This window comes from Halobacillus halophilus DSM 2266 (assembly GCF_000284515.1).
GTDB classification, from domain to species: Bacteria; Bacillota; Bacilli; order Bacillales; family Halobacillaceae; genus Halobacillus; species Halobacillus halophilus.
The window spans coordinates 1,217,761-1,243,479 of record NC_017668.1 but is presented as its reverse complement, the minus strand read 5'-3'; the positions used below and the strand labels follow the sequence as shown (position 1 = coordinate 1,243,479).

Here is a 25,719-nt window from a genome sequence, read left to right as displayed (position 1 = left end):
TTATCCACGTTCATCTTTCATCCGATTTCCACTATAACGATATATCCTTCTTCTGTATAGAAAAATGAACTAATTTTCACCAGATTGTGCGTTTTTTCACAGGTCCCAATTCAGGGTTACTTTATTGGACGGTTCTCCTTCTCTTCCAGTCAACGGATCAAAAGGAACGATGTAATACGTGGTCTGATCAAATATTCCAAAGGCATTGACTTTAAACTCGCCTTTTCCAGTTACTTCCCCCACTTTTACATCTTCTCCTTCTTCTTCTCTGTAAATACGGTAAACGAGACGATCGTCGTCCGCAGGTGTCCAGTTGATGGTTCCGCGGAACCTCGCAAGTCCAGATAAGCTTAAAGATCCTGATGCGTCCTCGATATCAGGCATTTCAATCGGTTCCGGCAAGTCTTCTACTCCCTCAGGACGTGCAAAGCTTTTCTTTAAGTTCTTTTTCTCATCGATTTGCGATAATATGTCCTTCATCAGTCTGGTAGGATAGCTGCTCCCGCCTTCTAAGCGGAAATTCTCCCCGGCTTGGTCATAGCCCATCCACAATGTCCCGACATACTCCGGGGTATATCCGGCAAACCATACATCCTTATTATCACCGTCCAAGTGCTGCTGGGTTCCTGTTTTTCCTGCCAGTGCCTTTCGATAATCACCGGCGCTAGCCGTGCCCTCGCTCACTGCGCTTTGCAGCATTTCCGTCATGTACCAGGCTGTCTGTGGGCTGAATACCTCCGTTTCTTCTCCGCTTTGGTGCTTATGAATGACTACACCGGATCGATCTTTGATTTGAGTGATCGTATAACTGTCTGTGACCTTTCCGTTTTGAGCAAAACTGCGATAGGCTTCCGCCATTTGTAAAGGGGTATATCCTTCTGAAAGCGCACCGAGAGCAATCGCCAGACCCTTATCTTTCGTTTCAAGTCCAAGCTCTTTTAAATAGCCTTTTACATAATCAATACCCATTTGATCCAACAGCCATACGGCGGCCACGTTTTTGGATTCACTCAGCGCCTGATAAAGGGAAACCGATCCATCATACTCCCCGTCGTAATTTTCCGGAGTATAATTATCCGCAAATTCCTGTTTTTCATCAGGAAGAACCGTGTAGGGGGTGTACTCTTCAGTCATAAGGGCTGGTCCATAAACGGCTAGAGGCTTGATGGCAGACGCCGGCTGATGCGCGGTTAATACGCGGTTGATATCACCGTGTTTAAAATCTCTGCCGCCGACCACCGCGCGCAAGGCTCCTGTTTCATGATCCATCAACGTTAAAGCCCCTTGAACTTCCCCGTTCGTACCGGGAACAAATTCCCCGTTTTTTACATTCTCAGCGGCAATCCGCTGGGCGACAGGATCCATTTCCACAATCACCCGGTAACCTCCGCGTTTTAGCTCGTCCCTGGAAATGTCATATTTCTCTGCCGCTTCTGCGATTACTAAATCAACGTAACTATTCGTCCACGTTTCGCTTTCAGATTCATCTTCTTCGGCTCCCAGAGTCGCACCCTGATAGCTCTTCATATCGGCAGCCGATATACTTCCTGTGTCGTTCATCCGCGAAAGAACAAGGTTGCGCCGTTCTTTCGCTTCTTCCGGATTGTCAAAAGGGGAATAAGAATTCGGAGCTTTCGGCATACCAGCAAGCAGCGCGCCTTCAGCTACTGTAAGTTCTGAAGCTGGACTTTGAAAATAATGCTCGGCAGCGGCCTCAATTCCATAAACACCTTCTCCAAAATAGATCCGATTTAGGTAAAGTTCCAAAATTTCATCTTTTGTAAAATTCCGCTCCAGATAAATAGCGGCCATAACTTCTTTCGTCTTTCTCATCCACGTCTTATCATTGGATAAAGATATATTTTTGGCCAGCTGTTGTGTAATGGTACTGGCTCCTTCGACCTTCGCCATAGCGATGATGTCTTTATAGACGGCCCGGACAATCGATTTAAAATCAATTCCGGAATGTTCGTAGAAGCGACTGTCTTCAATCGCCACAAACGCTTGCTGCACGTGGTCAGGTACATCGGATAGATCGATAATTTCCCTGTTTTTCGTGTAAATCTCTTCAATGACCTCTCCATCTTTTGTTTCGACAAACGTTTTTTCGTCTAATACCAGATCTTCTTCACTAACGACTAAACGTCCTCCAAACAAGATGGTTATATAACCTAACACACCGGCCATGACCAGGATAGCGAGGATTATGCCAGCCCATCGCACACGTCTTGCCGCACGCTGGATTGGCTTAAGATAATCATATTGTTTCAACTTATATGCACCCTTTCTTGTGCAATCTCTTTCAAACTTGCGGGTTCACCATTTCAATTGCTAAACTGAAATTAATGTTGGAAAGGAGACATCCATTATGAAAGTTTCGATGACAAATGGCACTTTGAATTACTTAGCTAAATTAGACAAACAACACCCAGATGCTCACCTCTTATTTATGCAGGACCAGGATAAAACAGTGGCTTATTACGAAGGAGATAATTCAATTTTTGAAGAAGGACGCGAGTACGAAATTGTAGACTCCGTTGGCAGCCTTCAACCTAAGGGATACGTCGTTATGAATAATATTCCTGTAGCTGACGAAGGACGTCCTGTATTTGAGGACCGCTTCAAAAATCGTGCAGGGAATGTTGAGAATATGGAAGGCTTTCAAGCGATCCGAATTCTGAGACCTGTCAAAGGCAATACGTACGTGGTGCTGACTCAATGGCGCAATGCTCAGGACTTTGAAGATTGGAAGAACTCTCAATCCTTCGAACAAGCCCACAAAAATTCAGGACCAAAGCACGAGAAAAAACCTTCATTTATTGATGGAGAGGCCTACATTACCAAGTATCAAATGCTTCAGTTAGAGGAATAAACGAAAAGTGAGCGGACAGTGCCGCTCACTTTTTTTATTCTCCTGCCTGTCCGGACTCCTCATCTAAAACTTCTTGACGGAAAAAGTTATCAAAAGTGGTTACGGGCTGTTCGCCTGAAATCCGTGCCGCTTCTTCACCATTCTCAAAATGAACGATGGTCGGCGTTCCTTCAATGCCATATTTGTCCCATTGATCTTCAAACTCAAGCAGATTCATTTTCTTCATATCAACGCCAAGCTCCTGAGTCATCGGCACAACGACAGGGGTCGTACGCTGACAATGAACACAAGTAGGGCTATAAAAATAAACGGTTGTTTCTTCGCCTGATTCTATTTGTTCTTCTAGTTCGTCAGGTTGAATTTGGTTTTGATAATTCTCGTTATCCAGCTGATCAATCGTTGCTTGATTGAGGTTGTCCTTACCATAAGGATTGTCGGCTGTCTTCTGACTATTTTGGTAGTTCACTACAAAGATCAATACAGCGATCAATACAGCCAAGCCTGTACCAAAAATGACCATTTTTTTCTTCATATTAAATTCCCCTTTACTTCCTTACCATCAATAGATGTGTGATAAAAATAATAATAAATGCGGTTCCTGCCAGAAATGGAATGGTAATAAAGCCAAAAATATTAATGTACTGTACATTACACGGAACCAGTCCACAAGCATCCCCTGCTCCTATCGCGGGAACTTTCTGCATTAAGTAATGATACAGCGAAACAATGACCCCAATCCCGCTGAGAATGAGCCCCGGCAGTGTCATAGCTGAATTTTTCTTAACCAGTCCGACCCCATATATAATCACAAGTGGATACATGAGGATACGCTGGTACCAGCATAGCTCACAAGGTTCATAGCCAAGAACCTCTGAAAAGAATAAGCTTCCTGCTGTGGCGGTAAGCGCGGCCGCCCAAATGATAAACAATCGATTTTCATGATTCGCCTTCATTCGTCATTTTCCTTTCTACCTCTCTAACTTGATATTATACTAGGGATTGTTTCGAAAACAAAATAGTTTTACCTCTAATCTGCACTTATCACAAAGTTGTCACAGAAACGCAAAAAAGCCACACGAAGTGGCTTTACGGGTGTCGAGAACGTATCAACTCGTACTCTATAAAAGCTTAATATTTCTTTTTTTACTTGCCTGGCATTGTAAACGTTACTGTTTACTTTTCATAAAAGTTATTGAACAATAGGGCCGAATAGTTGAAGACTCGAATTCGAGATATTGGTTCACAGTGAAGGTCCTGCGGGGGACGATTTCGCTTTCCGTGGGCATGTGGTAAGCTTCCTCAGGCTTCGCCTTCCGGGATCTTACCGATCATGTTTATCCCACAGGAGTCTTCATCGTCCCCCTCCGGACCTTGCTGAAATGAGAGGCTCGAAACATTGGCAAAAATCACTTGGAAAGGATATATAAAAATCATGCCATGAGTTCCTGTTTTCTCTAAGTTTTGATAGAAAAGGTCTGATACCACTGGATTTAGAAAGGATTAAGTCCAACACCTGCCCTTCTAAAGAAGGGTCCGTTCGCAAAATTAGAGTTGATTGGTGGGGAAATGACGAGACTCCCATGGGAGAAGGAACTAGGTGAGATCCCGCAGGGAGTGAAACGAGCGAGGAAGCTCAACGTAAAAAGGAGGATCGACTAAGATCGCCACGTCCTGTGGCAACGTCGATCGACCCCACGTCGTGTAGGGCCATAGGAAAGCGAGTTATTTCCCCACCAGCCCTCCTCCATTTAACGTAAAGGACCCAATTGTCTCGAAACTGAGTCTTAAACAAACGGGAGCTTTTCTTGAACCAATGCCTGTGTAAAGAACTTGATCTTATGAATCTTTTTTCAACAGACCATTGCGATGGACATAGACAGCCGCTTGAGTACGATCCTGTACTTCTAACTTGCTGAGCACATTGCTTACATGCGTTTTTACCGTTTTAATTCCGATGAAAAGGTTGTCACTAATCTCCTGATTGGTCATCCCTTCTCCAATACATAATAAAACTTCCCGCTCACGATTGGTCAATTCTTCATGAGGTTTCTTATCCTGACGGAAACGAGTCATCATCTTGGTAGCCACTTTCGGCTCAATCACGTTTTCACCGCGGTAAGCTTTCTTGATCGCCTCGGCAATTTCGTCAGCAGAAGAAGTTTTCAGCATATAGCTGAATGCTCCAGCTTCTAGTGCCGGAAACACTTTTTCATCATCATAAAAGCTCGTCAGAATAATAATTCTGCATATCTCTGACTTCATTATTTCTTCCGTAGCTTCAATCCCCGTCCCATTTTCCATAATTAAATCCATTAATACCACATCAGGTTTTAACTCTTTTACAAGCGCTGCTCCTGTATGACCGTCTGAAGCTTCTCCGACAATCTCAAGCTCCTCTTCCGTATTTAGATAAGCGATGACTCCCTTACGAACCACTTCATGATCGTCAATAACTACGACACGTATCACTCTTCTGCCTCCTTAATAGATAGCTGTTTAGGAACTCGAAGGTCAATGTGAGTCCCTTCTCCTACGCGGGAACGGATCGTGAACTCGCCACCCACCTCTTCACAGCGTTCTCTCATCGTTTTTAATCCATAAGATGCTTTATTATCCTGTTTGTCTTCTGCATGAAATCCCGAGCCGTCATCAGCAATATGTAAAAAAACTTCACGGCTGGAGCTCGTCATTTCCACCTTGACTTCCTTAGCGTTTGCATGCCGGAGAATGTTCGATAGTGCTTCCTGGACCACTCTGAAAAGATGTTCTTCCGTCGTTTTCGACAAATCTGTAACGTCTTCCAATTGAACCTTGAAATCAAGAGAACATTTTTGCTTCAGTTCTTCAATGAGCGAAGCAATCCCCTGCCCCAGGGGTTCACCTGATAAGTGAACCGGCCGCAAATGTAGAAGCAGCGCTCTCATTTCTGTTTGAGCCTGCAAAGCCATTTGAGTAATTTCCTTCAGCTGTTTTTTGGCTTGTTCGGGTTTCTTTTCAATTACACGACCAGCCGCCTGAGCCATCATAGTTAAAGCAAACAGCTGCTGACTGACCGCATCGTGAAGATCTCTTGCCAGCCGCTGCCGCTCTTCAATGGTCGCCGCCTTGTGTGCAGTACGCGCCAGTTCACCTTTTTCATCCGCAAGTTTCAGAAGAGATTCCCGCTGCTGGTGCAGCTTCTCCCCAAGCGTGTTCAGCTCGTCAGCGATTCCTGAAATTTCATCATCCTCATTAAAATATAATCGTGATGACAGTTCGCCGCGGGCAAGCCTGGTAATCATCGTAGAAATATAGTCCATACGTTGTTTCATATCCCCGCTTGACTTGAAGCCGGCATAGACCGCCATTACAAATCCTACTAAGAGATAAGAAGCGATAAAAAACAAGATCGCACCGGGGTGAAGCCAATTAGGATTAAACCACACATGAACAGAGAGAAGCAGCGCAAGCATAATAAATATATTCAAGATAAGCCCGTACAAATGCGAACGAATATACATATATCGGATACTGTTCAACTGCTTAAACATTCTGCTCCCCCCTACACACGCTCGACCTTAATTGAACCTACATTGAAATCAATCCATAAAGATAATCTCCTGTCAGCCAATTGGTAATCTTCCGTTTCATAAACAATCTCTCTTCGAAAACCATCGGCTGTCTGGCCGGCCACTTTTATATCCCCGGTCTTAATCCTCGCTTCGACACGAAACGGAACGTTATTCGGAATAATCATTTTCACATCACCAATCCACCCTCTTACAATGATCGGAGTATCCCCATCAGGAATGAACGCTCTGGTGAAATCAAACTTGTAATCCCCTATGCCATTCCATAAATCCATTGGCTCGACCTTCCAGTTCTCATCATTATAGGAATGATCTCCAATAAGCATCTTAGTTGATTTTCTCTTCTTGCCTAAAGAAGGTTGGTGGTAGGAATCAGCTCCATTTGTATCGAATTGAAATTTTTTCGTTTTTTGTCCGCCAAGAAATATACTGAAACCGATATATATAAATAACAACGGCCACAAACGCAGGACATCCGCAAACTGAAATGAGATCACTTCAAAACGATCCATAATGAGAAGGACTCCAAACACTGTAAGAAAGGAGCCTAACGTCCAGGAACCTCCTTGTTTCAAGAGAGAATCTCCCCACAATTTCAAACCAATTCCGGCTAACAGAACTGGATAAATCGTAGACCACGAAAACTCTATTTCCAAGGAAATAATCCCGAGGTTGGCCAATAGAAGGATGGCTCCAATCACAACCAATCCTGTCGCTAATAAAATATTTGCTGCTCTTTTCCTCAATTGAATCACCCTTTTTTCATCCTGCGATGAGTTATTCTCTATTTCTTCCATGAATCCCTTCTTAATAAAAGAAACGTTTAATATCCTTACTTTAGCCTTTTTCCTACCACTTAGAAACAAGCGGAAGGTGGGTTTATTCTCCGTCTTAAGTCGGAGTTAGAAAATATTGAGGTGGGGTTTAAACAGCAACTCTCAGGGAATACCTAAACTGTGCAACTTTTTTATAGAAAGGATGTTGTCATATGGATGAAAAAATGAAGGTATTAATCGACGGACTAAATGAAGACTTGGCCAACGAATATGCCGCTTCAATCATGTACACGTATAACGCAGCGGTTGTTTCAGGTCTATATCGTTCTGTACTGAAACCATTCTTCGAAAGCGAAGTGGCTGATGAACAAGCACATGCTCTTTACTTATCCGAGAAAATCAGCATACTTGGCGGCACGCCTACTACAACTCCAGCAGAGGTGAAGCAGCATACAGAAGTGAAACCGATGCTTGAAGAAGCAAGAGAAGCTGAACGTCAAACCATCAAGCGTTATGAAGAGCGTAAAGTTCAGGCAGAAGAACTTGGCCTTACTGAACTTGCAGTTAAACTCGATGACTTAATCTCTGATGAAACAGGTCACTATGAAGAAATCGGTCGTATGCTACAGGATTCTCGATTAGCTGAATAGACGAATTCAAAACCGCTGCTTAAGCAGCGGTTTTTTTGTACCTGATGAGCGTTATCTATTCAAAAGAGATACTACACAATAGGGCCGGATTGTTGAAGACTCAGTTTCGAGATATTGTGTGGAGAAAGGGGCTCCAGGGAACGGCTCGCTTACCGCGGCCCTGCACGACGCAGGGTCGTAGGAAGCGAGTTGTTTCCGTAGCCGCCCTCACCATTTTTTGGCAACGGACCCGAGTTATCTCGAAACTGAGTATTACAGAAAAGGGAGCTTTCTTGAAAAACACTAGAGATTTAGCAGAGTCTTTTTGTAAAGAATAGACCTCTCATTTTTTAGACTAATCTAATTTGTTTGAGAATTAGGGTTACTTATATTACACTTTATGCAATCTATAGAAACCATAGGAGGAAGTTACGAATGTGGAATGACGTCTTTCAAGCAATTGATGAACAATATGAACAAATGGTTCAAACACGCAGACACCTGCACCAGCACCCTGAAGTTTCTTTCTATGAAGAAGAAACTGCCCAGTACATTGCAGATACATATAAACGCTTAGGGGTTCCCTACGAAAAAAAAGTAGGCGGTAATGGAGTGCTCGCTACACTTGAAGGCGGAAAACCTGGAAAGACAGTAGCCTTAAGAGCGGATTTTGACGCTCTTCCGATACAGGAAGAAAACGATCATCTTGAATTCAAATCCCAAAACGACGGCGCTATGCATGCATGCGGTCACGACGGCCATACTGCAGCTCTGCTGGGGCTCGCCGAAGCACTTGTCCCTTTTCAAGACGACCTGCCGGGCACAGTGATCTTTCTGCATCAGCACGCCGAAGAGTATGCACCCGGGGGAGCCAAGCCAATTGTGGATTCCGGAAAACTCGATCATATCGATGCTGTATTCGGCACTCATTTATGGGTCAACACGCCCACTAATGTCATTGAAACAGCAAAAGGACCCTTCATGGCCGGAGCCGACCGTTTTGAAATTGTAATTCAAGGTAAGGGCGGGCATGGAGCTCAGCCGCACCAGACGAAAGATGCAATTGTCATTGCCTCTCAGCTCGTCACTTCTTTACAGCAGATAGTCAGCCGAAGAGTGGATCCACTTAAAACAGCTGTCTTATCTGTAGGGACATTTGAAGCAGGCCATACCTTTAACATTATTGCCGATTCGGCTAAGTTGACTGGTACAGTCAGAACGTTTGATCCTGAAGTACAACAGCTGATCATGGAAGAAATGGAAAAAATCATAAAAGGTACGTGTACGGGCTATGAAGCCGACTATTCCTTTAATTATGAAAAAGGCTATCCGCCAGTAGTCAACCACGAAGCAGAGGCCGAACTTGTCCTTCAGCGTTCTCATGAAGCAGACAGCAGTCTCCGCACGCAAGAGGTGGAGCCAGTGATGGCTGGTGAAGACTTCGCTTATTATCTGCTGGAAAAGCCCGGCGCTTTCTACTTTACCGGCGCTCAAATTTCCGATCATTATTATCCGCACCATCATCCGAAGTTTGATTTTGATGAAAAAGCGATGAACCATGCCGCAAAAACTTTATTGCAGGCTTATCGAAGTTACCAGGAAAAGCACCAAAATTCTTAATTATTCAGCAAGCGGAGGCGGCTGGCATTCTTAGTCGTCTCCCCTAAATGCTGAAGCAGCCTTCCATTTGCGATATACCCCACAGCAGCTCCGATTCCCGGAAAGAGCTGTAGCAATTTCACGAAATCCAATGTATCCCGGTATTCAATCTGCAGCGTTTTCCAATCAATTTGTTTACGGCTTTGTGGAATCTTGTCCCAGTCCAATACCACATCTTTCATAGACCTCCGGGCATCATCACTGGAAAAAGCCAGCATAAATATATGCAGTAAATATACCCTTTCTTCATATGAATCTACGTTAAACCCATAAAGCTGTCCTGCATCAAACAAGAACTTCATCTTGATACTAAGGAACAATGGAAAATCTGCCAAACCAAGCCAAAAACCGCCGAAACCCGTTCCTGCTCCTTCAAAAGCTGCAGTCTGTTTATACTGCTTTAAAATTCCCTCTAACCTTTGTTCTCTTTCCTCTAGGGTCCATTCAGGATTTACTTCCAATGGACGAACATACTCAGAAGTTGTAAGTGCTGTTTCAATCATCTTTCGAATACTTTCTGTCACCACGTTATGAACTTTGTCCGGGATTTTGTTATTAACAGCCGCCTGGACTCTTTTCGATTGCCTCTGCATTAAAGATGATCTTTTTTCTAAAGAACGTCTCCAGCGTAAAGCTTCCTTAAGCGCTTTTTCTTCATAGTTCACAAGTAACACCCCTCTTTATTCGAATATCTTCATCATACAATGAAACACACTAGAAAGCCTCTAAAGCAAAACATCCACAAATTTAAAAAACATAATATTACTCACCCTTCTCTCTACCTCTTATTTAACAATAGGGCCGGCTAGTTGAAGACTCAGTTTCGAGATATCTTTATGAGAAGAAAGGTCCTGCGGGGGATGATTCGCTTTCCGCGGGCATGTGCTGAGCCTCCTCAGTCTTCGACTTCCGGGGTCTCACCGATCATGTTTATCCCGCAGGAGTCTTCATCATCCCCCTCCGGACCTTGCTGAAATGAGAGGCTCGAAACATTGGCAAAAATCACTTGGATAGGAAAGATAAAATCATGCCATGAGTCCTGTTTTCTCTAAATTTTGATAGAAAAGGTTTGATACCACTGGATTTAGAAAGGATTAAGTCCAACAACCTGCCCTTCTAAAGAAGGGTCCGTTCACAAAATTATAGTTGGGTTGGTGGGGAAATGGCGAGACTCCCATGGGAGAAGGGACTAGGTGAGATCCCGCAGAGAGTGAAACGAACGAGGAAGCTCACCGTTCCCCCATAGGAAAGCGAGTTATTTACCCACCAACCCTCTTCCACATAGAGTAACGGACCCAAACTATCTCGAAACTGAGTCTTACAGAAAAGGGAGCTTATCTGTAAGACTCAATTTTGTAACTCATAAGAAATAAAGGCACTAATTCAAGGTATTCTTTTAAAGCAATTCATTAATTATGATCAAAACGTAATAAGAAAGGGGCGCACCAATCTGCGCCCCTTTCTTATTACGTTAACTTCTGTTTGACATAACCCTGGATAAAGGCAACGCTGAAGGCACTTCCTCCAATCCATACGATCAGCAGCCCCAAAAGGTTCCACTGAATAATAAACAGCACCCCAAATACAAACGTTTGAAACAGCATAATCTGACGCAGCCATTCCAGTAATGCTCCCTGCTTCCACTCTCTTTTAATCGGATATAAATCGAGCCATATGTTCGTACGGTGGTGATTCCAGAGAGTCATCATCTGGAAAGCACTCAAATACAAAAATAAAATGGCAAAGGCAATTTTCACCCATATATTCGGTACGAACCAGATCGCAAGTCCGCCAATAACCATCAAACGAAGATACATTCCTAGATAATCACTACTCCGGATAAACGTAATCCGGTACAGATACGTAAAGGTGCGGCTTTGTTTGTACGTAACCGGTTGAAGCAATACCCGGACGAGCGAATGACGCTTCTTCACAGTATTTTTCAGATGCGGTACATCGATAAACATGTTCGCAATGCGGTAAAACGTCCTCATTCTCTGTTGGTCTTTTTCAACCAGTAGATCCCAGGCGAGTCCGGCTTTTTTGCTCGAAAGGCTGTATGTGTACAGCACCAGTGCAGCTAGCAGAATCGTTACGATACTTGCAAACAGCCATTCTCCTTGAGAAAGGAAATAAAAGATCATGATGTTCAAGGCGATCTTTACAACTTGATCAGTATTCCGGATCCTTGCATTTCTTTCTTTCAGCATCCACCAGTTGGAAAGCATGTTCCATATTTTGATAACAAAGAGGACCGCGATCATCATAAGGTAATGGCGGCTTCCAAGATCAGGAAAGGAGGCGAAATAAAGCGGGCCAAGGGCTGCTGCCACAAGAAGAACTGTGTAAATCTGCACGATGAAGCTGTAATATAGACTTCTCTTAAAATACGTATCCAGCTGGTATTCAGCTGGCATCAGGAACACCAGGTCCGGTTCTTTCAGGAGAGTCCGTACGGGACTATAGCTTGTAATCAACCCAAAAGCAATCCCTACTATCCATGCGGTCGGAAATGACGCTGGAAGATCAGCCAGCCATTGCTGATAATAATAAGCAAGAGTCGCTAGAAAGAAGAATAAGGCTATACCAATGTGTTCGTTAAAGATGTACTTTAAGTAGCGGCTTGTCTCTTTCAAATGTTCCGAAACCCTGCGATTCCAAAGCTCTTTGGCATTAATCATGATCGTCTTCCTTTGTCAGTTGAACGTATATTTCATCTAGAGATGCACGCGGGCGCTTAAAGGATTGCCTCAATTCCTCCAGTGTCCCCATCGCTCGGATTTTTCCATCGTGAAGAATAATGAAGCGATCGCAGTATTTTTCAGCGGTAGCCAGAATATGTGTCGACATAAGCACACCGGCTCCTTTGTCTTTCATATCCTCCATCAGTTGTAAATAGGACTGGATTCCGAGAGGGTCAAGACCCACGAATGGTTCATCGACAATATATAGTTCCGGCTCAATTAAAAAGGCACACATGATCATTACTTTTTGTCGCATCCCTTTGGAAAAATGAACGGGAAACCACTTGAGCTTCTTCTCCATTCGAAACTCTTTGAGCAATGGATCCAGACGTTTCTTAAACAAGTCTTCCGGTACGTTGTAAGCCATAGCTGTTAACTCAAGATGTTCAAATAACGTCAATTCATCATACAGAATCGGCATTTCGGGTATGTAGCCAAGCTGCTGGCGGTATTCTTCGGGGTTTTTCTCGAATGATGTTCCATTAATGGAAACTTCTCCATCCTTCGCCTGCATCATGCCAATGATGTGTTTAATCGTTGTACTTTTCCCCGCTCCATTTAATCCAATTAGTCCAACAATTTCACCAGCCTGTACTTGAAATGAAATTCCGTGCAGTACATTTTTATGGGTATAACCTCCGTGAAGGTTATTCACTTGAAGTAACGAACTCAACTTGATCCCTCATTTCATAAGCATACATTCATATCAAATTCTACCACAATTCCTTCATAACTTGCATAGACGAAGAAAGGATGCTGAGCCGTCGAGGTGACCGCTGCTTTTGTGATACAATAGAACAAAAGTTAAAGGAGTGTTGGATATGTCTGAAGCACAAGATTGTATTTTCTGCAAAATCCTGGATGGAGATATTCCATCAGCCAAAGTTTATGAGGATGAAGACGTTTATGCGTTTCTTGATATCAGTCAAGTGACGAAAGGCCACACGCTGGTAATTCCTAAGCAGCATTCCAAAGACATTTATCATACGCACCCGGATGTGGCGGAGAAATTATTTTCCCGCATTCCAAAGATTGCGAATGCCATTAAAGAAACCTACGACCCAATTGGGATGAATGTCTTAAATAATAACGAAGCCCCGGCTGGTCAATCTGTTTATCATTTACATATCCACCTGCTGCCGAGATACGGTGATCAAGATGGATTTGAAGCCAAATGGGAAACACATGCCGATGACTATGCCCCGGAAGATTTACAAAGTATTGCCGGAGAAATCAACCAGAATATTCCTAAATAACGGTGCGATGCTTTGATTTTTAAACACTCATTTTGGTATAATACAGCTATGCATTCGCAAGCGGCCACGAGGGCACGTTTGGATTGTAAATTAAAAAGAGACTAGTTTAGTTGAGGAGAGATGTACAAATGAATACTCGAGTGTTAGTCATGCTATCTTTATTTGTTGGAATTGGAGCAGTTCTGCACGCAATTGTGCCCCCGTTCTTCCTGGGAATGAGGCCGGATATGATGCTTGCCATGATGTTCTTAGGTATTTTATTATTCCCTAAGCTTCCGTATGTGCTCATCTTATCGATTGCTACCGGTTTTATTTCCGCATTAACTACGACGGTTCCGGGAGGTCAGTTAGCGAATTTAATTGATAAACCTGTAACAGGCTTACTCGTGTTTGGAATTGTCTTAATGATTCGTCCTTTACGCCATTCCAAGTGGGGCGCACCTGCATTGGCAGCTGTGGGGACCGTAATCAGCGGGACTATCTTTTTAAGCCTTGTACTGTATGTTATCGGTTTAATGCAAGCAAGCTTTTCTGTCATGTTCCTAACAGTTGTTTTACCAACTGCTGCCTTGAACCTCGCGTTCATGGCGATTATATATCCAATTGCTGTTTCCATTTTAAGAAGATCCAGCATAAATGAAGTTCTCCCCGTTTCTTCCCCTTCCATTTCCAAAGGGAACTGAAGGGTTATTGGAAGAATTATAAGAAGTTAAAGGCACTGCATCAGATGTAGTGCCTTCTGTTTACTATCACCAAAGAAATCACTTTCAGGTTATCTTCATCGTACTCTATTTTTTATTTATTATTTTATGTTTGGTTCATTCATTATAAGAGAAAATAATAAAGCAGGAGATAGGAAAGGAGATTTTTTATGCCAAATGCAAAATCCTTAACTTTAGGTATCATCGTGGGCGGGATCGCAGGAGCTGCTTATACACTGCTCAGTGCCCCTTCATCTGGACGTGAATTTAGAGAAGGCGCCCGCTTAAAAAGCGAAAGTCTAAAAAACACCGTACTAAGTCTGCGGGAAGATGGCATGCAGTTGAAGGATCAGATTGCTCAGACTTCCAAAGAGGGAGCTGATTTGATCAAAGAACTATCTGAAGATGTAAAAACATCTATTGAAAGCTGGAAAAAAACCGTAGAGCCGCACCAAAAAAACATCCAGAAATACTTAGAACAGATTGAAGAAAGTCTAAAGGAATTGGAAGAAAAGGCAAAAGCCGAGCAGGGAAATGATGCCGAGGATGGTAATCCACCCAATGATGAAGCGAAATAACCATTAAAAAAACCGGAAGGCGGTTTCCCGCCTTCCGGTTTTTTATATTATTCAGCTGGTTTTAAATCTTCAATGGAGTCAACTTCCATATACTTCGGAACAACCAATCCAACTCTAGCGCCTTCTAGATTCGCACCAAGGTCTTCAAGGTTATCCTTATGCTGTTCATAAAGGTCACCGTGTGTTGCTGGAAGCCATGCAGCTACCATTCCGGTCACTTCTCCTTCTGAAACAGATTCCCACATTGGTCCATTGTCAAGCGGCGTAATGGTCACATTAAAACCTTGCTGTTTCATAACTTCTGCCACAACGTTCGTAGAAGCAATTTCTGAATCCCAGTTTACAAACACAAGTTCAACTTCTGTGCCGTCCACTTCTTCTGTACCTTCTGTCCAAGAACTTACAGCTTCCTGGTTATTCTCGATCCAGTTTTTCGCTGCCTCGGCAGGTTCAGCACCATCATTGATTTCAAGCATAACCTCTTCCATATCAGCGGCTGTCCAATTAAACTGATCTAAAATTTTGTAAGCATTTGGTTTTTCTTCTTTCAACCCTTTACGTACCATGGTTTTAATTTGCTCTTCTCCACCGAAAACTTCTTTAGGATCTTCAAGATACTTCAAGTCATATTTAGCGAATTTCCAGTGCGGTGTCCAGCCTGTTACGATGATAGGTTCTTCATTCTCAACAGCCTGTCCTAATGCTGTAGCCATAGCACCTGAAGAGGAGGTAGAAACTTCCCACCCGGCCAGGTTTTCATATTCTTCTACAGCACTTTGAGCAGCCTTAACAACACCTGCTCCAGCCTCGATACCTGTAATTTCATAGCTCATTTCTTCTCCGTAGTTCACTTCTTCTGAAGTAGACTCTCCACCTTCATTGCTGTCGCCACTTGTTCCTTCAGAACCTTCATCAGACGATCCACAGCCTGCTGCTACAAGAGTCAACGAAAGACCAGCTGCTACACTAAGACGTTTCCAATCAAATTTAAACATGTTATTTGCTCCTTTTTTATTTATTAGATGAGGACTGGCCTTCCAGCCCTCATTTAAAACCATTATTCACCACGTTGGGTGTTCAAATTCTGCGTAAAGCGATCAATAATAATAGCCAGAATTACAATTCCAAGACCGGCCACAAAACCTGTTCCCACATCAGCACGCTGCAGTCCGGTAATAACCGTCTGCCCCAGACCTTTGGCACCGATCATGGAAGCAATAACAACCATAGACAAAGCAAGCATAACCGTCTGATTAATTCCTGCCATAATCGTTTTCTTAGCCATTGGCAATTGAACTTTAAATAATTTCTGCGTGTTCGTTGTACCAAATGAATCGGATGCTTCGATTAATTCATGAGACACCTGACGGATCCCCAGATTGGTAAAACGGACCGTAGGCGGTGTAGCGAAAATAACAGATGCAGCCACCCCTGGCACCATTCCGATACTAAAGAAGGCTACAGCCGGGATTAGATAAACGAAAGCCGGCATCGTCTGCATAAAGTCCAAAATAGGAGTCAGAATTTTCTCCACGGTTCCGCTCTTGGCCATCCATATCCCAAAAGGGACACCAATAATGACCGAGATCAAACTGGCGAATATGACAAGCGTAAATGTATTCATCAATTCTTCCCATAGCTCCTGGTTGGAAATGAACCACAGGCCTACAACCGAAAATGCGGTCAAGCCCAGTTTCTTACCGGAGATAAAGAAAGCAATAGCACCTACAACAATAATAAATAACCAAATCGGAATACTCATTAGCCAGTCTTCAGCAAACATTTCAATAAAATCGCCAAAATCATTTTTTATAAAATCAAATAAAGGCTCAAATGTGTCGGTAACCCATTCAGTAAAAGAAGATACCCATTCAGCCACAGGTATTTTAGGAATCACTTCCATTTAGATTCACCTCATTTCCGGCTAGTGCGGCAATTACTGCTCCTCGCACAATAATGCCTAATAATCTGTCGTTTTCAACTACGGCGACAGGGACCGGTGCATCATGGATCAGGTTGAAGATTTCTGACATGGATGTGTCTTTTTCAACTTTCAGAATATCCGTCCGCATAATTTCTTTCAGATCTTTTTGATCATTTTTAACAGCCTTAGCCACATCATCGGCCAGTACGTATCCATACAGCTTACGATTGGCATCAGTAACGTAAATGCTTGAAAGACCTTCCTTACGCATGCGCTCAAGTGCTGTTCTTGGCCCATGCTTCTCAACATCAACGGTTTCTGGACGTTTCATAATGTGTTCGGCCGTTAATACTTTGGAGCGATCTACGTCTGCTACGAATTTTTCAACATAATCATTCGCCGGGTTGACAAGAATTTCTTCCGGCGTACCGATCTGGACAATTTTACCATCATTCATCAAGGCGATTCGATCTCCAATCCGAAGCGCCTCATCCAAATCATGTGTAATGAATAGGATGGTTTTCTTCATTTTTTGCTGCAGTTCCAGCAGCTCATCCTGCATTTCTTTTCTAATTAATGGGTCCAATGCCGAAAAGGCTTCGTCCATAAGTAGAACTTCAGGCTCGTTGGCCAAAGCACGGGCTAGTCCAACACGCTGCTGCATACCGCCAGATAGTTGGGAAGGGAACTGATGAATGTATCCGCCAAGTCCCACCATTTCTAATGACTCTTTTGCTTTTTTCTGTCTCTCTTCTTTATCGATGCCCTGTACCTCTAAACCAAACTCAGCGTTTTCAAGGATTGTACGGTGCGGAAATAAAGCAAATCGCTGAAATACCATACTTAATTTTTGGCGGCGGACTTCTCTGAGACTTTTACTATCCATTTTGGCTAAGTCCTGTCCGTCAATGTAAACACTGCCCTCTGTTGGCTCGATCAGTCGATTGACTAAACGAACAAGCGTGGATTTACCACTTCCGGATAGTCCCATAATTACGAAGATTTCTCCCTCTTCAACATCAAAGGAAGCCCGGTTGACCCCTACTGTATTTCCAGTCTTCTCAAGGATTTCTTCCTTGGATAAACCTTCATCCAAATACTTGGTGGCTTTCTTAGCCTGCTTACCGAAGATTTTGGACAAGTTCTCTACTTGAATAATCGGCACGTCTATCACCTCTAGTTTTTATTATTATGGTACGTCTATGTCGAAATTTTATCCGCACTCATCTTTCCACCTTATAACTGTAACCTATTTGTAATAAATAGTTCAAACTATAAATACATTTGTTTTAGTTTAAAAATTACGTACAGTATAAACTTTACAGAATGATTTAGGTTATTTATTTTGAATTACTACGAAATACTCCAATTTACTTGCTTATAGTTAATTTTCATTTTTATCCAATTAATAGTAATGTAAGTGTAGCAATGATTTGAAGGAGGATCTTATGGTATTAAAAGATCATCAATCGCTAGAAGATATTCATACAAAAGTCATAACTGAATTCTCTAAAACCTTAGAAATGTTTGGTTTGACACCTGCTGAAGCGAGATTATTCGTTACGATCTATATTCATCCTCATCCTATGACCCTCGATGAAATGAGTCAGGCTCTCGGAAAGAGCAAAACCTCCATGAGTACAGGTGTCCGTTCCTTGATAGATCAGGGGCTGGTGAACCGTGTATGGAAAAAAGGGGTTCGAAAAGACTTATTTCAAGCTAATAAAAGCATCTATAAAAATTTCATGTCTTCCTATATTAGAAAATGGCAGACGGCAGCCAATGAACAGGAAACGAATTTAAAAAAAGTCGAAAATCAGCTGAAAAATCGGTATCGCGAGTTTTCCAGTGAGAAACAGATGGAAGATGCTGATCTTTTATATCAAAGGCTGGAACAAATGATTGGATTTCATGAAAATATATTGAAAACATTCCACAAATTGGACCCCGAATAAGTTTTTTTGTTATGAGCCACTAAACAGGACGGAAAATATTCAGATTGTTTTACAAAAATAGTATTCTTGCGCATTATCACTTTCAATATGTCAACAAACCTGTCACAATGGATGTAACCAATACGTAAAGAAGGTGAGATGTATGAAGGAAAAAATTTCTAAGCGAGAAGCTATTTTTTATAGTCATAAAATGGCTCAACTATCCAAGGCGCTTTGGAAAGCCATCGAAAAAGATTGGCAAGAATGGGCAAAGCCTTTTGAGCTCAACATCAATGAACACCATATTCTATGGATTGCCTATCATTTGAAAGGGGCCAGCATCTCTGAAATTTCCAAGTTTGGAGTCATGCATGTCTCTACAGCGTTTAACTTCTCAAAGAAACTAGAAAAACGCGGTCTCCTTCAATTTTCTAAACGTGAAAACGATAAAAGAAATACGTATATAGAACTTACGGATGATGGTAACGAGCTTCTTGAGGCTACCTTAAGCGAATACAACCCGGAAGATAATTCGGTTCTTCGCGGTTCACTTCCAATGACGGAAATGTACGGTAAATTACCGGAATTTCTAGACTTATCTGCTCTCATAAAGGAAATTTACGGAGAAGAATATATGGAAATTCTTGAACGTTCCTTAGAAAACATTGAAGATGAAGCTTCTGTTCAAGAAAAGCCTGCTGATCTCGATGATTTTAAAAATCAATCTAAATCTTCCTAATGTTTTCCCTTCCATGAAGTCACCACTTCAGGAAGGGATTTTTTGTGTGTCTGGTGAAATTTTCAAAAACTTTTTTCTTCTTTCCTAAGAAGTAGTCTCTTTTTACAGGCCCCGCGGCAGTCCGCCTCCCCCTTTAGACTTCCTTCCCCTCCTAAACCTCCTGTCACTATGCCTTTCCTATTCTGTTACTTAATTTTTCACAATTTTCCTACTTTATTCTTTCATCTCTCTATAATCCTCATCAGGTTCAGCCCCACCATGGCGGTTTATAAAGCAATTATTTTTTTTACGAAAAACCTATTGCTTTTTCCTTGTAAAGGTACTATTATTCCAAATGTGCAAGTCAAATAAGAACGTATTACAAATACTAATTTTCTATAAATATTCGTAACTTATTCACACCAATTTCTGCAGTAAAGGGGGATTCTATGATGAATTGCTGGAAATCAGTGAACATCAATAAAGAATTCGGTCTCAATCGTGTTTATCTGATGTCATTTTTAACAGGACTACTGTCCTTTTTGATATTATATCTGCCATTTTCCATGCTGCATGGCACGCATGATATGAAAGATCATGGCTTTCTGCCATTAATCGTTATTTTATTCTTTTTGCCAGCTTTGCATAGGCTAATGCATATCTTACCTTTAGTACTGCTTTACAAGCGTTTCAGTGTAAAATTTAAATTCAGAAGAAGAATGCTGCCGACGTTCACTTACCAATGCAAATCTAAACTTTCAAAACAGACTTCTATGATGATGGCCTTAGCGCCGACTTTCTTTATTACGATTCCAACACTCATCATGAGCTGTGTATTCCCTAATTACTTTGCTTATTTGGTAATCTTTGCAGCGGTCAATATTGGATTATCATTTCCTGACTTTCTATATTTAAACTATTTTGCAAGAGCACCTAGAAAATGTGTAATCGAAAACGCTAAAGATGGCTACGATATTTTAATTCGTCAAAGAGAAGCGTAACCCTTGCTATGAAGCAGCTTGTACCCCTGTGTAACAGCTGCTTTTTATTTTTCACGCCTTTCTTCTGTTCAATTACTGGAAATTTTGATAGAGTAGTTTCATAGGGAATAAAGGAGGTACATCGTCATGGCATTCGGATTCATCTTGTATGCGCTCGTTATTTTATTCGTATTCAATTCACTCACTCATTCCTTATGCTTGAAAACAAAGATGTCGAATGAAAAGCAAACTCGCGTATTCCGGACTATCAATGTCCTCATTACGATATTACTCATATCTTCATATGTAGAAGTGCTTATAACACTTTAAACAGACAGGCCAGGTTGCCCATACAGCCCGGCCTGTTTTTTAGATTCTGCCGGCCGTAATCAGCCTGTCACAAATTTTTAATGAAGAATATGGCAGTCGCTAGTCATTCTGTGTTATATTTACTCATGGGCTGTTCAGAATACCTCTACGTCAACAATAATAAAATGTTTTATAGGAGTGTACGTGAAATGAAGAAAATAGTAATTACAGCGGCTCTTGCGGCTAGCGTATTCACTTTATCTGCCTGCTCTTCCAATGCGGATGATTCAGAAACCGTAGTAGAAACGAGCGGTGGAAACGTAACAAAAGAAGAATTTTACCAGGAATTGAAAAGCAAGAACGGTGAACAAGTGCTCCAGCAACTTGTGATGAAAGAAGTTCTTGCCGAAAAATATGAAGTATCCGATGAAGCTGTGAACCAGGAACTTGAATCATTAAAAGAACAATATGGTGACCAGTTTGAAATGGTTCTGCAACAAAGCGGATTTTCCAGTGAAGAACAATTTAAAGAAACTATTCGATTCAGCCTGCTTCAGGAAAAAGCTGCAGCTGAGGATGTAGAGATTTCAGAAGAAGAAATGAAACAGTATTATGAACGCATGAAGACCGAAGTACAAGCGAGCCACATTTTAGTCTCAGATGAAGAAACGGCGAAAGAAGTAAAACAGCAGCTTGAAGATGGCGGCTCATTTGCGGAACTTGCCAAAGAATATTCATCTGACGGATCTGCTCAGCAAGGTGGCGAACTCGGATGGTTCGGACCTGGCAAGATGGCTCCGGAATTTGAAGCAGCAGCTTATGGTCTTGAAAAAGGTGAGGTAAGCGAACCAGTAAAAACGCAGTTCGGCTTCCATATTATTAAAGTGACCGACAAACGTGACGCTGAAGATGTGAAGTCATACGAAGAAGCTAAAGAAGAAATCAAACGTACACTAGTCAGCCAAAACGTAGATCAGGCCAAACTACAAGAAAAAATGAATACCATGATGCAGGAAGCTGAAATTGATGTGAAGCTTGATGAGTACAAGGATCTGTTTAAACAGCAGGCAGAACCTGCACAAGCTGAAAACGGCTCTTCAGAGGAGAACAGTTCTTCTGAAGAATAAATCATCCGGCAACGAAAAAAAGTCCCTAATGTTTATTAGAGTGACCTAGAAAAATGAGACGTAATAAAACACCTTCAAAGTTGTAATACTACACTTGGAGGTGTTTTTCTTATGGGTAAAAAAGTTCACTATCCCGAAGAAGTAAAAAAGAAAGTAGTTCAATTAAAATTAGAAGGGAATCACACGAATCAAGAGTTGATGGACATGTTTGGAATTAAGAATAAGTCCCAGATTAAAACGTGGATGAAATGGTTTAGAAATGGGGAAAACCACCGGTTTGCTCAGCCTATAGGGAAACAATATTCTCACGGGAAAGGGCCGGAAGACGAGGATGAAATGACCCAACTGAAGAAAAAGATTGCCTATTATGATATGAGAGAAGAACTGTTGGAAAAGTACCAGGAAATCGAAAGGAAGTGGTTCCAGAAGTATTCATCCAAATCGTAGAAACATTTAAGCACAAGTATCCTGTGAAAGATATTTGTGAATGCTTTGGTATAGCTAAAGCCACCTATTATCGCTGGCGGGGAAAGTCATGGGGACCGTCGGTCCTGGAGAAGAAGATCATTGAGCTATGTGAAGATCTAAAATTTAGAGTGGGACACCGTATGGTCCGTGACCTCTTACGTAAGGAATACCAAATCAAACTCAATCGAAATACCGTTCAAAAAATCATGCAGAAATACCATATTCAATGTCGCGTAAAACCAAAGAGACAGTGTTATATCGCAGGGGAAAGTAAGATTGTGGTACCGAATTATTTAGAGAGAAACTTTACGTCTACGAGACCTAATGAAAAATGGGTAACAGATATTACCTATCTTCCTTACGGAGAGAAAATGTTATATTTATCAACGATTATGGACTTATACAACAACGAAATCCTCGCGTACACGATCAGTGATAAACAAGATACGTCCTTCGTATTAGATACGTTGAGGAAAGCTTGCGAAGGACGTGACGTCTATGAAGTGATCCTTCATAGCGATCAAGGTTCGCAGTACACGTCCTATGAATTTCAAGAAGAGGCCAAAAAAAGAGGCATTATCACAAGCATGTCCCGACGGGGGAACTGCTTTGATAATGCCGTCATCGAATCCTTCCACTCCACGATAAAATCGGAAGAATTCAGTCCTCTGGACCGAGGAAAAATAGATCATCATACCGTACGCTCAAAAATCGATACGTACATGTATTACTACAATTATTGTCGACCTTTTCAAAAACTAAACTGCCAAACTCCAATTGAATTCAGAGTAATGGCAGCCTAGGTGTTTTATTGAGTCTTATTTTACTGTGGCACTCCATTATAAACATCAGGGACTTTTTTATATGATTCACTTACATCATCACTTTTCTGTGTTGATTGCGTCTTTCTTTTTCTTCTTCCATACGCGTTAAATAAACTTGTCCTTCCTGCTCAATATGCTGCTGTTCCAGATGATGTTCCGCTCGCATTGCCCGCAGTGCCATATAACCACTTATAAATATAAACACGATACAAAAGAAGACCCAAATTGGAATTCCGAACAACATGGTTGTTTCCTCCCTATTCCATTTGTATCCATTCTATGAGCAGCGTTTGAAAAATATGAACAAGCTTAGAGTTTCATCTCTATTTATTCTATTAAACTTTCAGGACAAGCCAAATCATTCTACTTATCTTCAAAGGAAGGTTTATAAAAAGCACGCTGTTCCATGGGATAAATCTTCTCGGTGAACTCCCCCGGAGCTGTTTTTTTCAAAGCTCTGTCCAACATATTCATTCTCGCGTCCAGCATATCAATGTGATGTAAAAGCTCGGCTTCTCTAATTAAAGGCGGCCTTGGACTACCCCATTCGCCTTTTCCGTGATGGGAGAGGATCATATGCTGCAGCACCGTGACTTCTTCCCCTTCAATCTGCAAATCATTAGCGACGATACGGACCTCTTCTGCCATAAGCGAGATATGACCAATTAATTTTCCTTCCGTGGTATAAGACGGGGCCACGGCATTGGAGAATTCCTTTATTTTGCCGAGATCATGCAGAATAATTCCAGCGTACAGCAAATCTTTATCAATATCTGGATAGAGCTTACTCATTTCCTTCGCTATGTTCAGCATGCTGACAATATGATGGGCGAGTCCCGATACATATTCATGATGGTTTCTGACAGCTGCAGGATAACTGAGCAGATCCTCCTGGTACTGTTTTACAAACTGGCGTGTGATGCGCTGAAAATTGGCATTTTTCATTTCGAAGATGGCTTCTGTAATCCGCTCCATCAACTCTTCCTTCTCCACAGGTGCTTTTTCAATAAAATCGTTGTGAAAGACACCGTCTGTCGGCTGGGAGGGACGAATACTGTGGATTTTCAGTTGAGGTTTATTGCGAAACTGCCCTACTTCCCCGGTCACCTTCACTAGTTCTCCCTGCTGGAATACCCTCTCATCTTCCGAGCTTGCTTCCCAGAGTTTGGCATCAATTTCGCCGGTCTGATCTTTAAGTAGGAGGGTTAAGAATGGCTTGCCATTGCTGGCTACTCCTTTTACTGCCGTTTTTATCAATAGAAAGTAATCAAATGAATCCCCGATTTGATAGTGTGCTATTCCCTTTTTCAATCCTCCCACTTCCTTTCTTTTTTATTTTACAAGTTATCATTAACATCGATATTTCTTAAAGAGATTGTTTCACTAAAGGGCCGGATTGTGTAAGACTCGATTTCGAGATACTTTTATGACAAGAAAGGTCCTGCGGGGGATGATTCGCTTTCCGCGGGCATGTGCTGAGCCTCCTCAGTCTTCGACTTCCGGGGTCTCACCGATCATGTTTATCCCGCAGGAGTCTTCATCATCCCCCCTCCGGACCTGGCCAAATCAGAAGCTCGAAACCACTTCAACCATCACCTGCATAATGAAGTATTAGACCATGTAGTTAGGATATAACGACCCACACAGCCCGTCATGATAGCATTCCCTACAGATTACAGAGGAGAACCATTCTCTTCTGGAAGGGTCCGTTCGCAACATTATAGTTGGGGTGGTGGGGAAATGATGAGACTCCCATGGGAGAAGGGACTAGGTGAGATCCCACAGGGAGTGAAACGAGCGAGGAAGCTCACCGTTCCCCCATAGGAAAGCGAGTTATTTCCCCACCAGCCCTTGTCCATCTAACGTAAAGGACCCATTTATCTCGAAACTGAGTCTTCAAGTAATGGGAGGTTATCTTTAATAGTCAAGGCGAAGGTTGAATAGAGCCTATAACAAAGAAGCTGGACCCTTTCCCTCAGCATATGATTGTTAGCTAATGGAATGATAGGCCAGCTTCTGTCTGTTCTTTATTTCTTTTTTTCCCGCTGATCAATCTTTGGAACATATTTAAAAATTTCACCGGATTCCACCACGTGAATAAATTTAATTAACCAGCGGTAATAATCCTGGGCATATTCCAGTCTGAAAATGTCCTGATCAATTTTCTCCTGAAGTTCCTGATCATCAGTATTCTCTTTCAATTCTCTCAATTCTTCAAGAGCTTCATCAGCTTCTTCAATATTGGTTTCAGTATGGTGTTTCCACCGGCTGCTGAATAAAGAGGTAAATGACTTGTACCAATCTTCTTCTGATTTATACAAGTCTTTGCGTACCCCTTTTTTAAAAGACGGTTCCACCATCTTCATATCCGAAAGGGCCCGGACACCAGTGGACATACTGGTCTTACTCATTGCCAGAGCTTCCCTCATGTCATCCAGGGTCATAGGCTCCTCCGCAAAATATAAAACCCCGTATAAACGGCCGATTGAAGGAGTGATCCCGTACAAAGTCATGTTTTTAGCAATCACTTGTATGAATTGTTCGATTGTCTCTTCGTATTTATTCCATTCTTCGTTTTGTGTGTTTGGCAATGGAAACCCTCCATTTGCTATTTCCTCTTTATAATCTTAAAACATTTTATCACTAATGCC

27 protein-coding genes are annotated in these 25,719 nt (G+C 42.1%); 12 read left to right on the top strand and 15 right to left on the bottom strand.

The window, feature by feature from the left end:
* Positions 1-96 precede the first annotated feature (96 nt).
* The gene (locus tag HBHAL_RS06155; protein ID WP_014642483.1) at positions 97-2,271 is read right to left on the bottom strand and encodes a transglycosylase domain-containing protein; all 2,175 of its coding nucleotides are present in this window, start codon (positions 2,269-2,271) and stop codon (positions 97-99) included.
* Between the two features lie 97 nt (positions 2,272-2,368).
* Here HBHAL_RS06155 and HBHAL_RS06150 point away from each other — a divergent pair, with 97 nt between their 5' ends.
* Entirely contained in the window at positions 2,369-2,872 is a 504-nt protein-coding gene (locus tag HBHAL_RS06150; RefSeq protein WP_014642482.1) for an antibiotic biosynthesis monooxygenase family protein, read from the top strand.
* Positions 2,873-2,906: 34 nt separating this feature from the next.
* Here HBHAL_RS06150 and HBHAL_RS06145 read toward each other — a convergent pair whose 3' ends face one another.
* The 5 genes from HBHAL_RS06145 to liaF all read right to left on the bottom strand — a co-directional run bounded on the left by HBHAL_RS06145 (position 2,907) and on the right by liaF (position 7,238).
* The gene (locus tag HBHAL_RS06145) at positions 2,907-3,404 is read right to left on the bottom strand and encodes a thioredoxin family protein (protein ID WP_014642481.1); all 498 of its coding nucleotides are present in this window, start codon (positions 3,402-3,404) and stop codon (positions 2,907-2,909) included.
* Between the two features lie 13 nt (positions 3,405-3,417).
* Entirely contained in the window at positions 3,418-3,825 is a 408-nt protein-coding gene (locus HBHAL_RS06140) for a disulfide oxidoreductase (protein WP_014642480.1), read from the bottom strand.
* An 883-nt stretch (positions 3,826-4,708) separates the two neighbouring features.
* Positions 4,709-5,341, bottom strand: coding sequence for a response regulator (locus HBHAL_RS06130; RefSeq protein WP_014642477.1), 633 nt, complete (start codon positions 5,339-5,341; stop codon positions 4,709-4,711).
* The gene (locus tag HBHAL_RS06125; protein ID WP_014642476.1) at positions 5,338-6,402 is read right to left on the bottom strand and encodes a sensor histidine kinase; all 1,065 of its coding nucleotides are present in this window, start codon (positions 6,400-6,402) and stop codon (positions 5,338-5,340) included. Before HBHAL_RS06125 ends, HBHAL_RS06130 begins: the two co-directional genes overlap by 4 nt.
* 11 nt (positions 6,403-6,413) lie before the next feature.
* A complete protein-coding gene (liaF, locus tag HBHAL_RS06120; protein WP_014642475.1) occupies positions 6,414-7,238 on the bottom strand; it encodes a cell wall-active antibiotics response protein LiaF in 825 nt (274 codons plus the stop codon).
* A 191-nt stretch (positions 7,239-7,429) separates the two neighbouring features.
* On the opposite strand from liaF, the gene HBHAL_RS06115 reads away from it, so the two are divergent.
* Complete coding sequence (locus HBHAL_RS06115) at positions 7,430-7,867, top strand: ferritin-like domain-containing protein (RefSeq protein ID WP_014642474.1); 438 nt, start codon at positions 7,430-7,432, stop codon at positions 7,865-7,867.
* A 414-nt stretch (positions 7,868-8,281) separates the two neighbouring features.
* Entirely contained in the window at positions 8,282-9,466 is a 1,185-nt protein-coding gene (locus tag HBHAL_RS06110; protein WP_014642473.1) for an amidohydrolase, read from the top strand.
* Here HBHAL_RS06110 and HBHAL_RS06105 read toward each other — a convergent pair.
* From HBHAL_RS06105 to HBHAL_RS06095, 3 genes are all read right to left on the bottom strand, one after another.
* Positions 9,463-10,170, bottom strand: coding sequence for an EcsC family protein (locus HBHAL_RS06105; RefSeq protein WP_014642472.1), 708 nt, complete (start codon positions 10,168-10,170; stop codon positions 9,463-9,465). The genes HBHAL_RS06110 and HBHAL_RS06105 overlap by 4 nt on opposite strands.
* Before the next feature lie 801 nt (positions 10,171-10,971).
* On the bottom strand, positions 10,972-12,186 hold the full coding sequence (locus HBHAL_RS06100) for an ABC transporter permease (RefSeq protein WP_014642470.1): 1,215 nt from the start codon (positions 12,184-12,186) through the stop codon (positions 10,972-10,974).
* On the bottom strand, positions 12,179-12,922 hold the full coding sequence (locus HBHAL_RS06095) for an ABC transporter ATP-binding protein (protein WP_014642469.1): 744 nt from the start codon (positions 12,920-12,922) through the stop codon (positions 12,179-12,181). The genes HBHAL_RS06100 and HBHAL_RS06095 overlap by 8 nt, the downstream gene beginning before the upstream one ends.
* Positions 12,923-13,070: 148 nt before the next feature.
* Between HBHAL_RS06095 and HBHAL_RS06090 the strand changes: the two genes are divergently transcribed.
* The 3 genes from HBHAL_RS06090 to HBHAL_RS06080 all read left to right on the top strand — a co-directional run bounded on the left by HBHAL_RS06090 (position 13,071) and on the right by HBHAL_RS06080 (position 14,784).
* Positions 13,071-13,505 carry an HIT family protein gene (locus tag HBHAL_RS06090; protein ID WP_014642467.1) on the top strand — a complete coding sequence of 145 codons (435 nt, stop codon included), beginning with the start codon at positions 13,071-13,073 and terminating at the stop codon, positions 13,503-13,505.
* 128 nt (positions 13,506-13,633) lie between these two features.
* Positions 13,634-14,188, top strand: a complete 555-nt coding sequence (locus HBHAL_RS06085; protein WP_014642466.1) for a tryptophan transporter — start codon at positions 13,634-13,636, stop codon at positions 14,186-14,188.
* Between the two features lie 188 nt (positions 14,189-14,376).
* A complete protein-coding gene (locus HBHAL_RS06080; RefSeq protein WP_014642465.1) occupies positions 14,377-14,784 on the top strand; it encodes a YtxH domain-containing protein in 408 nt (135 codons plus the stop codon).
* A gap of 47 nt (positions 14,785-14,831) precedes the next feature.
* On the opposite strand, the gene HBHAL_RS06075 is transcribed toward HBHAL_RS06080, so the two are convergent.
* The 3 genes from HBHAL_RS06075 to proV form a co-directional block, all read right to left on the bottom strand.
* Entirely contained in the window at positions 14,832-15,779 is a 948-nt protein-coding gene (locus HBHAL_RS06075; protein ID WP_014642464.1) for a glycine betaine ABC transporter substrate-binding protein, read from the bottom strand.
* Between the two features lie 62 nt (positions 15,780-15,841).
* On the bottom strand, positions 15,842-16,687 hold the full coding sequence (locus tag HBHAL_RS06070) for an ABC transporter permease (RefSeq protein ID WP_014642463.1): 846 nt from the start codon (positions 16,685-16,687) through the stop codon (positions 15,842-15,844).
* Positions 16,671-17,873 carry a glycine betaine/L-proline ABC transporter ATP-binding protein ProV gene (gene proV, locus HBHAL_RS06065; protein WP_014642462.1) on the bottom strand — a complete coding sequence of 401 codons (1,203 nt, stop codon included), beginning with the start codon at positions 17,871-17,873 and terminating at the stop codon, positions 16,671-16,673. Before proV ends, HBHAL_RS06070 begins: the two co-directional genes overlap by 17 nt.
* Positions 17,874-18,156: 283 nt before the next feature.
* Here proV and HBHAL_RS06060 point away from each other — a divergent pair, with 283 nt between their 5' ends.
* The 6 genes from HBHAL_RS06060 (at position 18,157) to HBHAL_RS06030 (ending at position 23,047) form a co-directional block, all read left to right on the top strand.
* Positions 18,157-18,663 (top strand): GbsR/MarR family transcriptional regulator, encoded by a 507-nt coding sequence (locus HBHAL_RS06060; RefSeq protein WP_014642461.1) that lies wholly within the window; start codon positions 18,157-18,159, stop codon positions 18,661-18,663.
* A gap of 142 nt (positions 18,664-18,805) precedes the next feature.
* Positions 18,806-19,381: an HTH-type transcriptional regulator Hpr gene (locus HBHAL_RS06055; protein WP_014642460.1), complete on the top strand. Its 576-nt coding sequence runs from the start codon at positions 18,806-18,808 to the stop codon at positions 19,379-19,381.
* A 449-nt stretch (positions 19,382-19,830) separates the two neighbouring features.
* Positions 19,831-20,361 carry a DUF3267 domain-containing protein gene (locus HBHAL_RS06050; protein WP_231853979.1) on the top strand — a complete coding sequence of 177 codons (531 nt, stop codon included), beginning with the start codon at positions 19,831-19,833 and terminating at the stop codon, positions 20,359-20,361.
* A 126-nt stretch (positions 20,362-20,487) separates the two neighbouring features.
* A complete protein-coding gene (locus tag HBHAL_RS21805; protein WP_041601224.1) occupies positions 20,488-20,670 on the top strand; it encodes a hypothetical protein in 183 nt (60 codons plus the stop codon).
* 188 nt (positions 20,671-20,858) lie between these two features.
* Complete coding sequence (locus HBHAL_RS06040) at positions 20,859-21,776, top strand: peptidylprolyl isomerase (RefSeq protein WP_014642458.1); 918 nt, start codon at positions 20,859-20,861, stop codon at positions 21,774-21,776.
* 111 nt (positions 21,777-21,887) lie between these two features.
* Positions 21,888-23,047 (top strand): IS3-like element ISHaha4 family transposase gene (locus HBHAL_RS06030; protein ID WP_087946024.1). Its coding sequence is split into 2 segments (ribosomal slippage): positions 21,888-22,173 and positions 22,173-23,047, totalling 1,161 coding nucleotides; the frame shifts between segments, so codons are not numbered across the junction.
* Positions 23,048-23,117: 70 nt separating this feature from the next.
* Here HBHAL_RS06030 and HBHAL_RS06025 read toward each other — a convergent pair.
* The 3 genes from HBHAL_RS06025 to HBHAL_RS06015 all read right to left on the bottom strand — a co-directional run bounded on the left by HBHAL_RS06025 (position 23,118) and on the right by HBHAL_RS06015 (position 25,659).
* Positions 23,118-23,312: a sporulation YhaL family protein gene (locus tag HBHAL_RS06025; RefSeq protein ID WP_014642457.1), complete on the bottom strand. Its 195-nt coding sequence runs from the start codon at positions 23,310-23,312 to the stop codon at positions 23,118-23,120.
* Between the two features lie 119 nt (positions 23,313-23,431).
* A complete protein-coding gene (gene yhaM / locus HBHAL_RS06020; RefSeq protein ID WP_014642456.1) occupies positions 23,432-24,379 on the bottom strand; it encodes a 3'-5' exoribonuclease YhaM in 948 nt (315 codons plus the stop codon).
* A 716-nt stretch (positions 24,380-25,095) separates the two neighbouring features.
* A complete protein-coding gene (locus HBHAL_RS06015; protein ID WP_014642455.1) occupies positions 25,096-25,659 on the bottom strand; it encodes a GbsR/MarR family transcriptional regulator in 564 nt (187 codons plus the stop codon).
* Positions 25,660-25,719: the final 60 nt, after the last annotated feature.

Bases quoted from the DNA above. Each gene is read 5' to 3' on its own strand.
- HBHAL_RS06085 (WP_014642466.1), top strand. From the start codon at position 13,634: ATGAATACTCGAGTGTTAGTCATGCTATCTTTATTTGTTGGAATTGGA.
- HBHAL_RS06115 (WP_014642474.1), top strand. From the start codon at position 7,430: ATGGATGAAAAAATGAAGGTATTAATCGACGGACTAAATGAAGACTTG.
- HBHAL_RS06125 (WP_014642476.1), bottom strand. From the start codon at position 6,402: ATGTTTAAGCAGTTGAACAGTATCCGATATATGTATATTCGTTCGCAT.
- HBHAL_RS06150 (WP_014642482.1), top strand. From the start codon at position 2,369: ATGAAAGTTTCGATGACAAATGGCACTTTGAATTACTTAGCTAAATTA.
- HBHAL_RS06075 (WP_014642464.1), bottom strand. From the start codon at position 15,779: ATGTTTAAATTTGATTGGAAACGTCTTAGTGTAGCAGCTGGTCTTTCG.
- HBHAL_RS06080 (WP_014642465.1), top strand. From the start codon at position 14,377: ATGCCAAATGCAAAATCCTTAACTTTAGGTATCATCGTGGGCGGGATC.
- HBHAL_RS06100 (WP_014642470.1), bottom strand. From the start codon at position 12,186: ATGATTAATGCCAAAGAGCTTTGGAATCGCAGGGTTTCGGAACATTTG.
- HBHAL_RS06070 (WP_014642463.1), bottom strand. From the start codon at position 16,687: ATGGAAGTGATTCCTAAAATACCTGTGGCTGAATGGGTATCTTCTTTT.
- HBHAL_RS06110 (WP_014642473.1), top strand. From the start codon at position 8,282: ATGTGGAATGACGTCTTTCAAGCAATTGATGAACAATATGAACAAATG.
- HBHAL_RS06060 (WP_014642461.1), top strand. From the start codon at position 18,157: ATGGTATTAAAAGATCATCAATCGCTAGAAGATATTCATACAAAAGTC.
- HBHAL_RS06025 (WP_014642457.1), bottom strand. From the start codon at position 23,312: ATGTTGTTCGGAATTCCAATTTGGGTCTTCTTTTGTATCGTGTTTATA.
- HBHAL_RS06040 (WP_014642458.1), top strand. From the start codon at position 20,859: ATGAAGAAAATAGTAATTACAGCGGCTCTTGCGGCTAGCGTATTCACT.
- liaF (WP_014642475.1), bottom strand. From the start codon at position 7,238: ATGGAAGAAATAGAGAATAACTCATCGCAGGATGAAAAAAGGGTGATT.
- HBHAL_RS06090 (WP_014642467.1), top strand. From the start codon at position 13,071: ATGTCTGAAGCACAAGATTGTATTTTCTGCAAAATCCTGGATGGAGAT.
- HBHAL_RS06145 (WP_014642481.1), bottom strand. From the start codon at position 3,404: ATGAAGAAAAAAATGGTCATTTTTGGTACAGGCTTGGCTGTATTGATC.
- HBHAL_RS06055 (WP_014642460.1), top strand. From the start codon at position 18,806: ATGAAGGAAAAAATTTCTAAGCGAGAAGCTATTTTTTATAGTCATAAA.
- HBHAL_RS21805 (WP_041601224.1), top strand. From the start codon at position 20,488: ATGGCATTCGGATTCATCTTGTATGCGCTCGTTATTTTATTCGTATTC.
- HBHAL_RS06140 (WP_014642480.1), bottom strand. From the start codon at position 3,825: ATGAAGGCGAATCATGAAAATCGATTGTTTATCATTTGGGCGGCCGCG.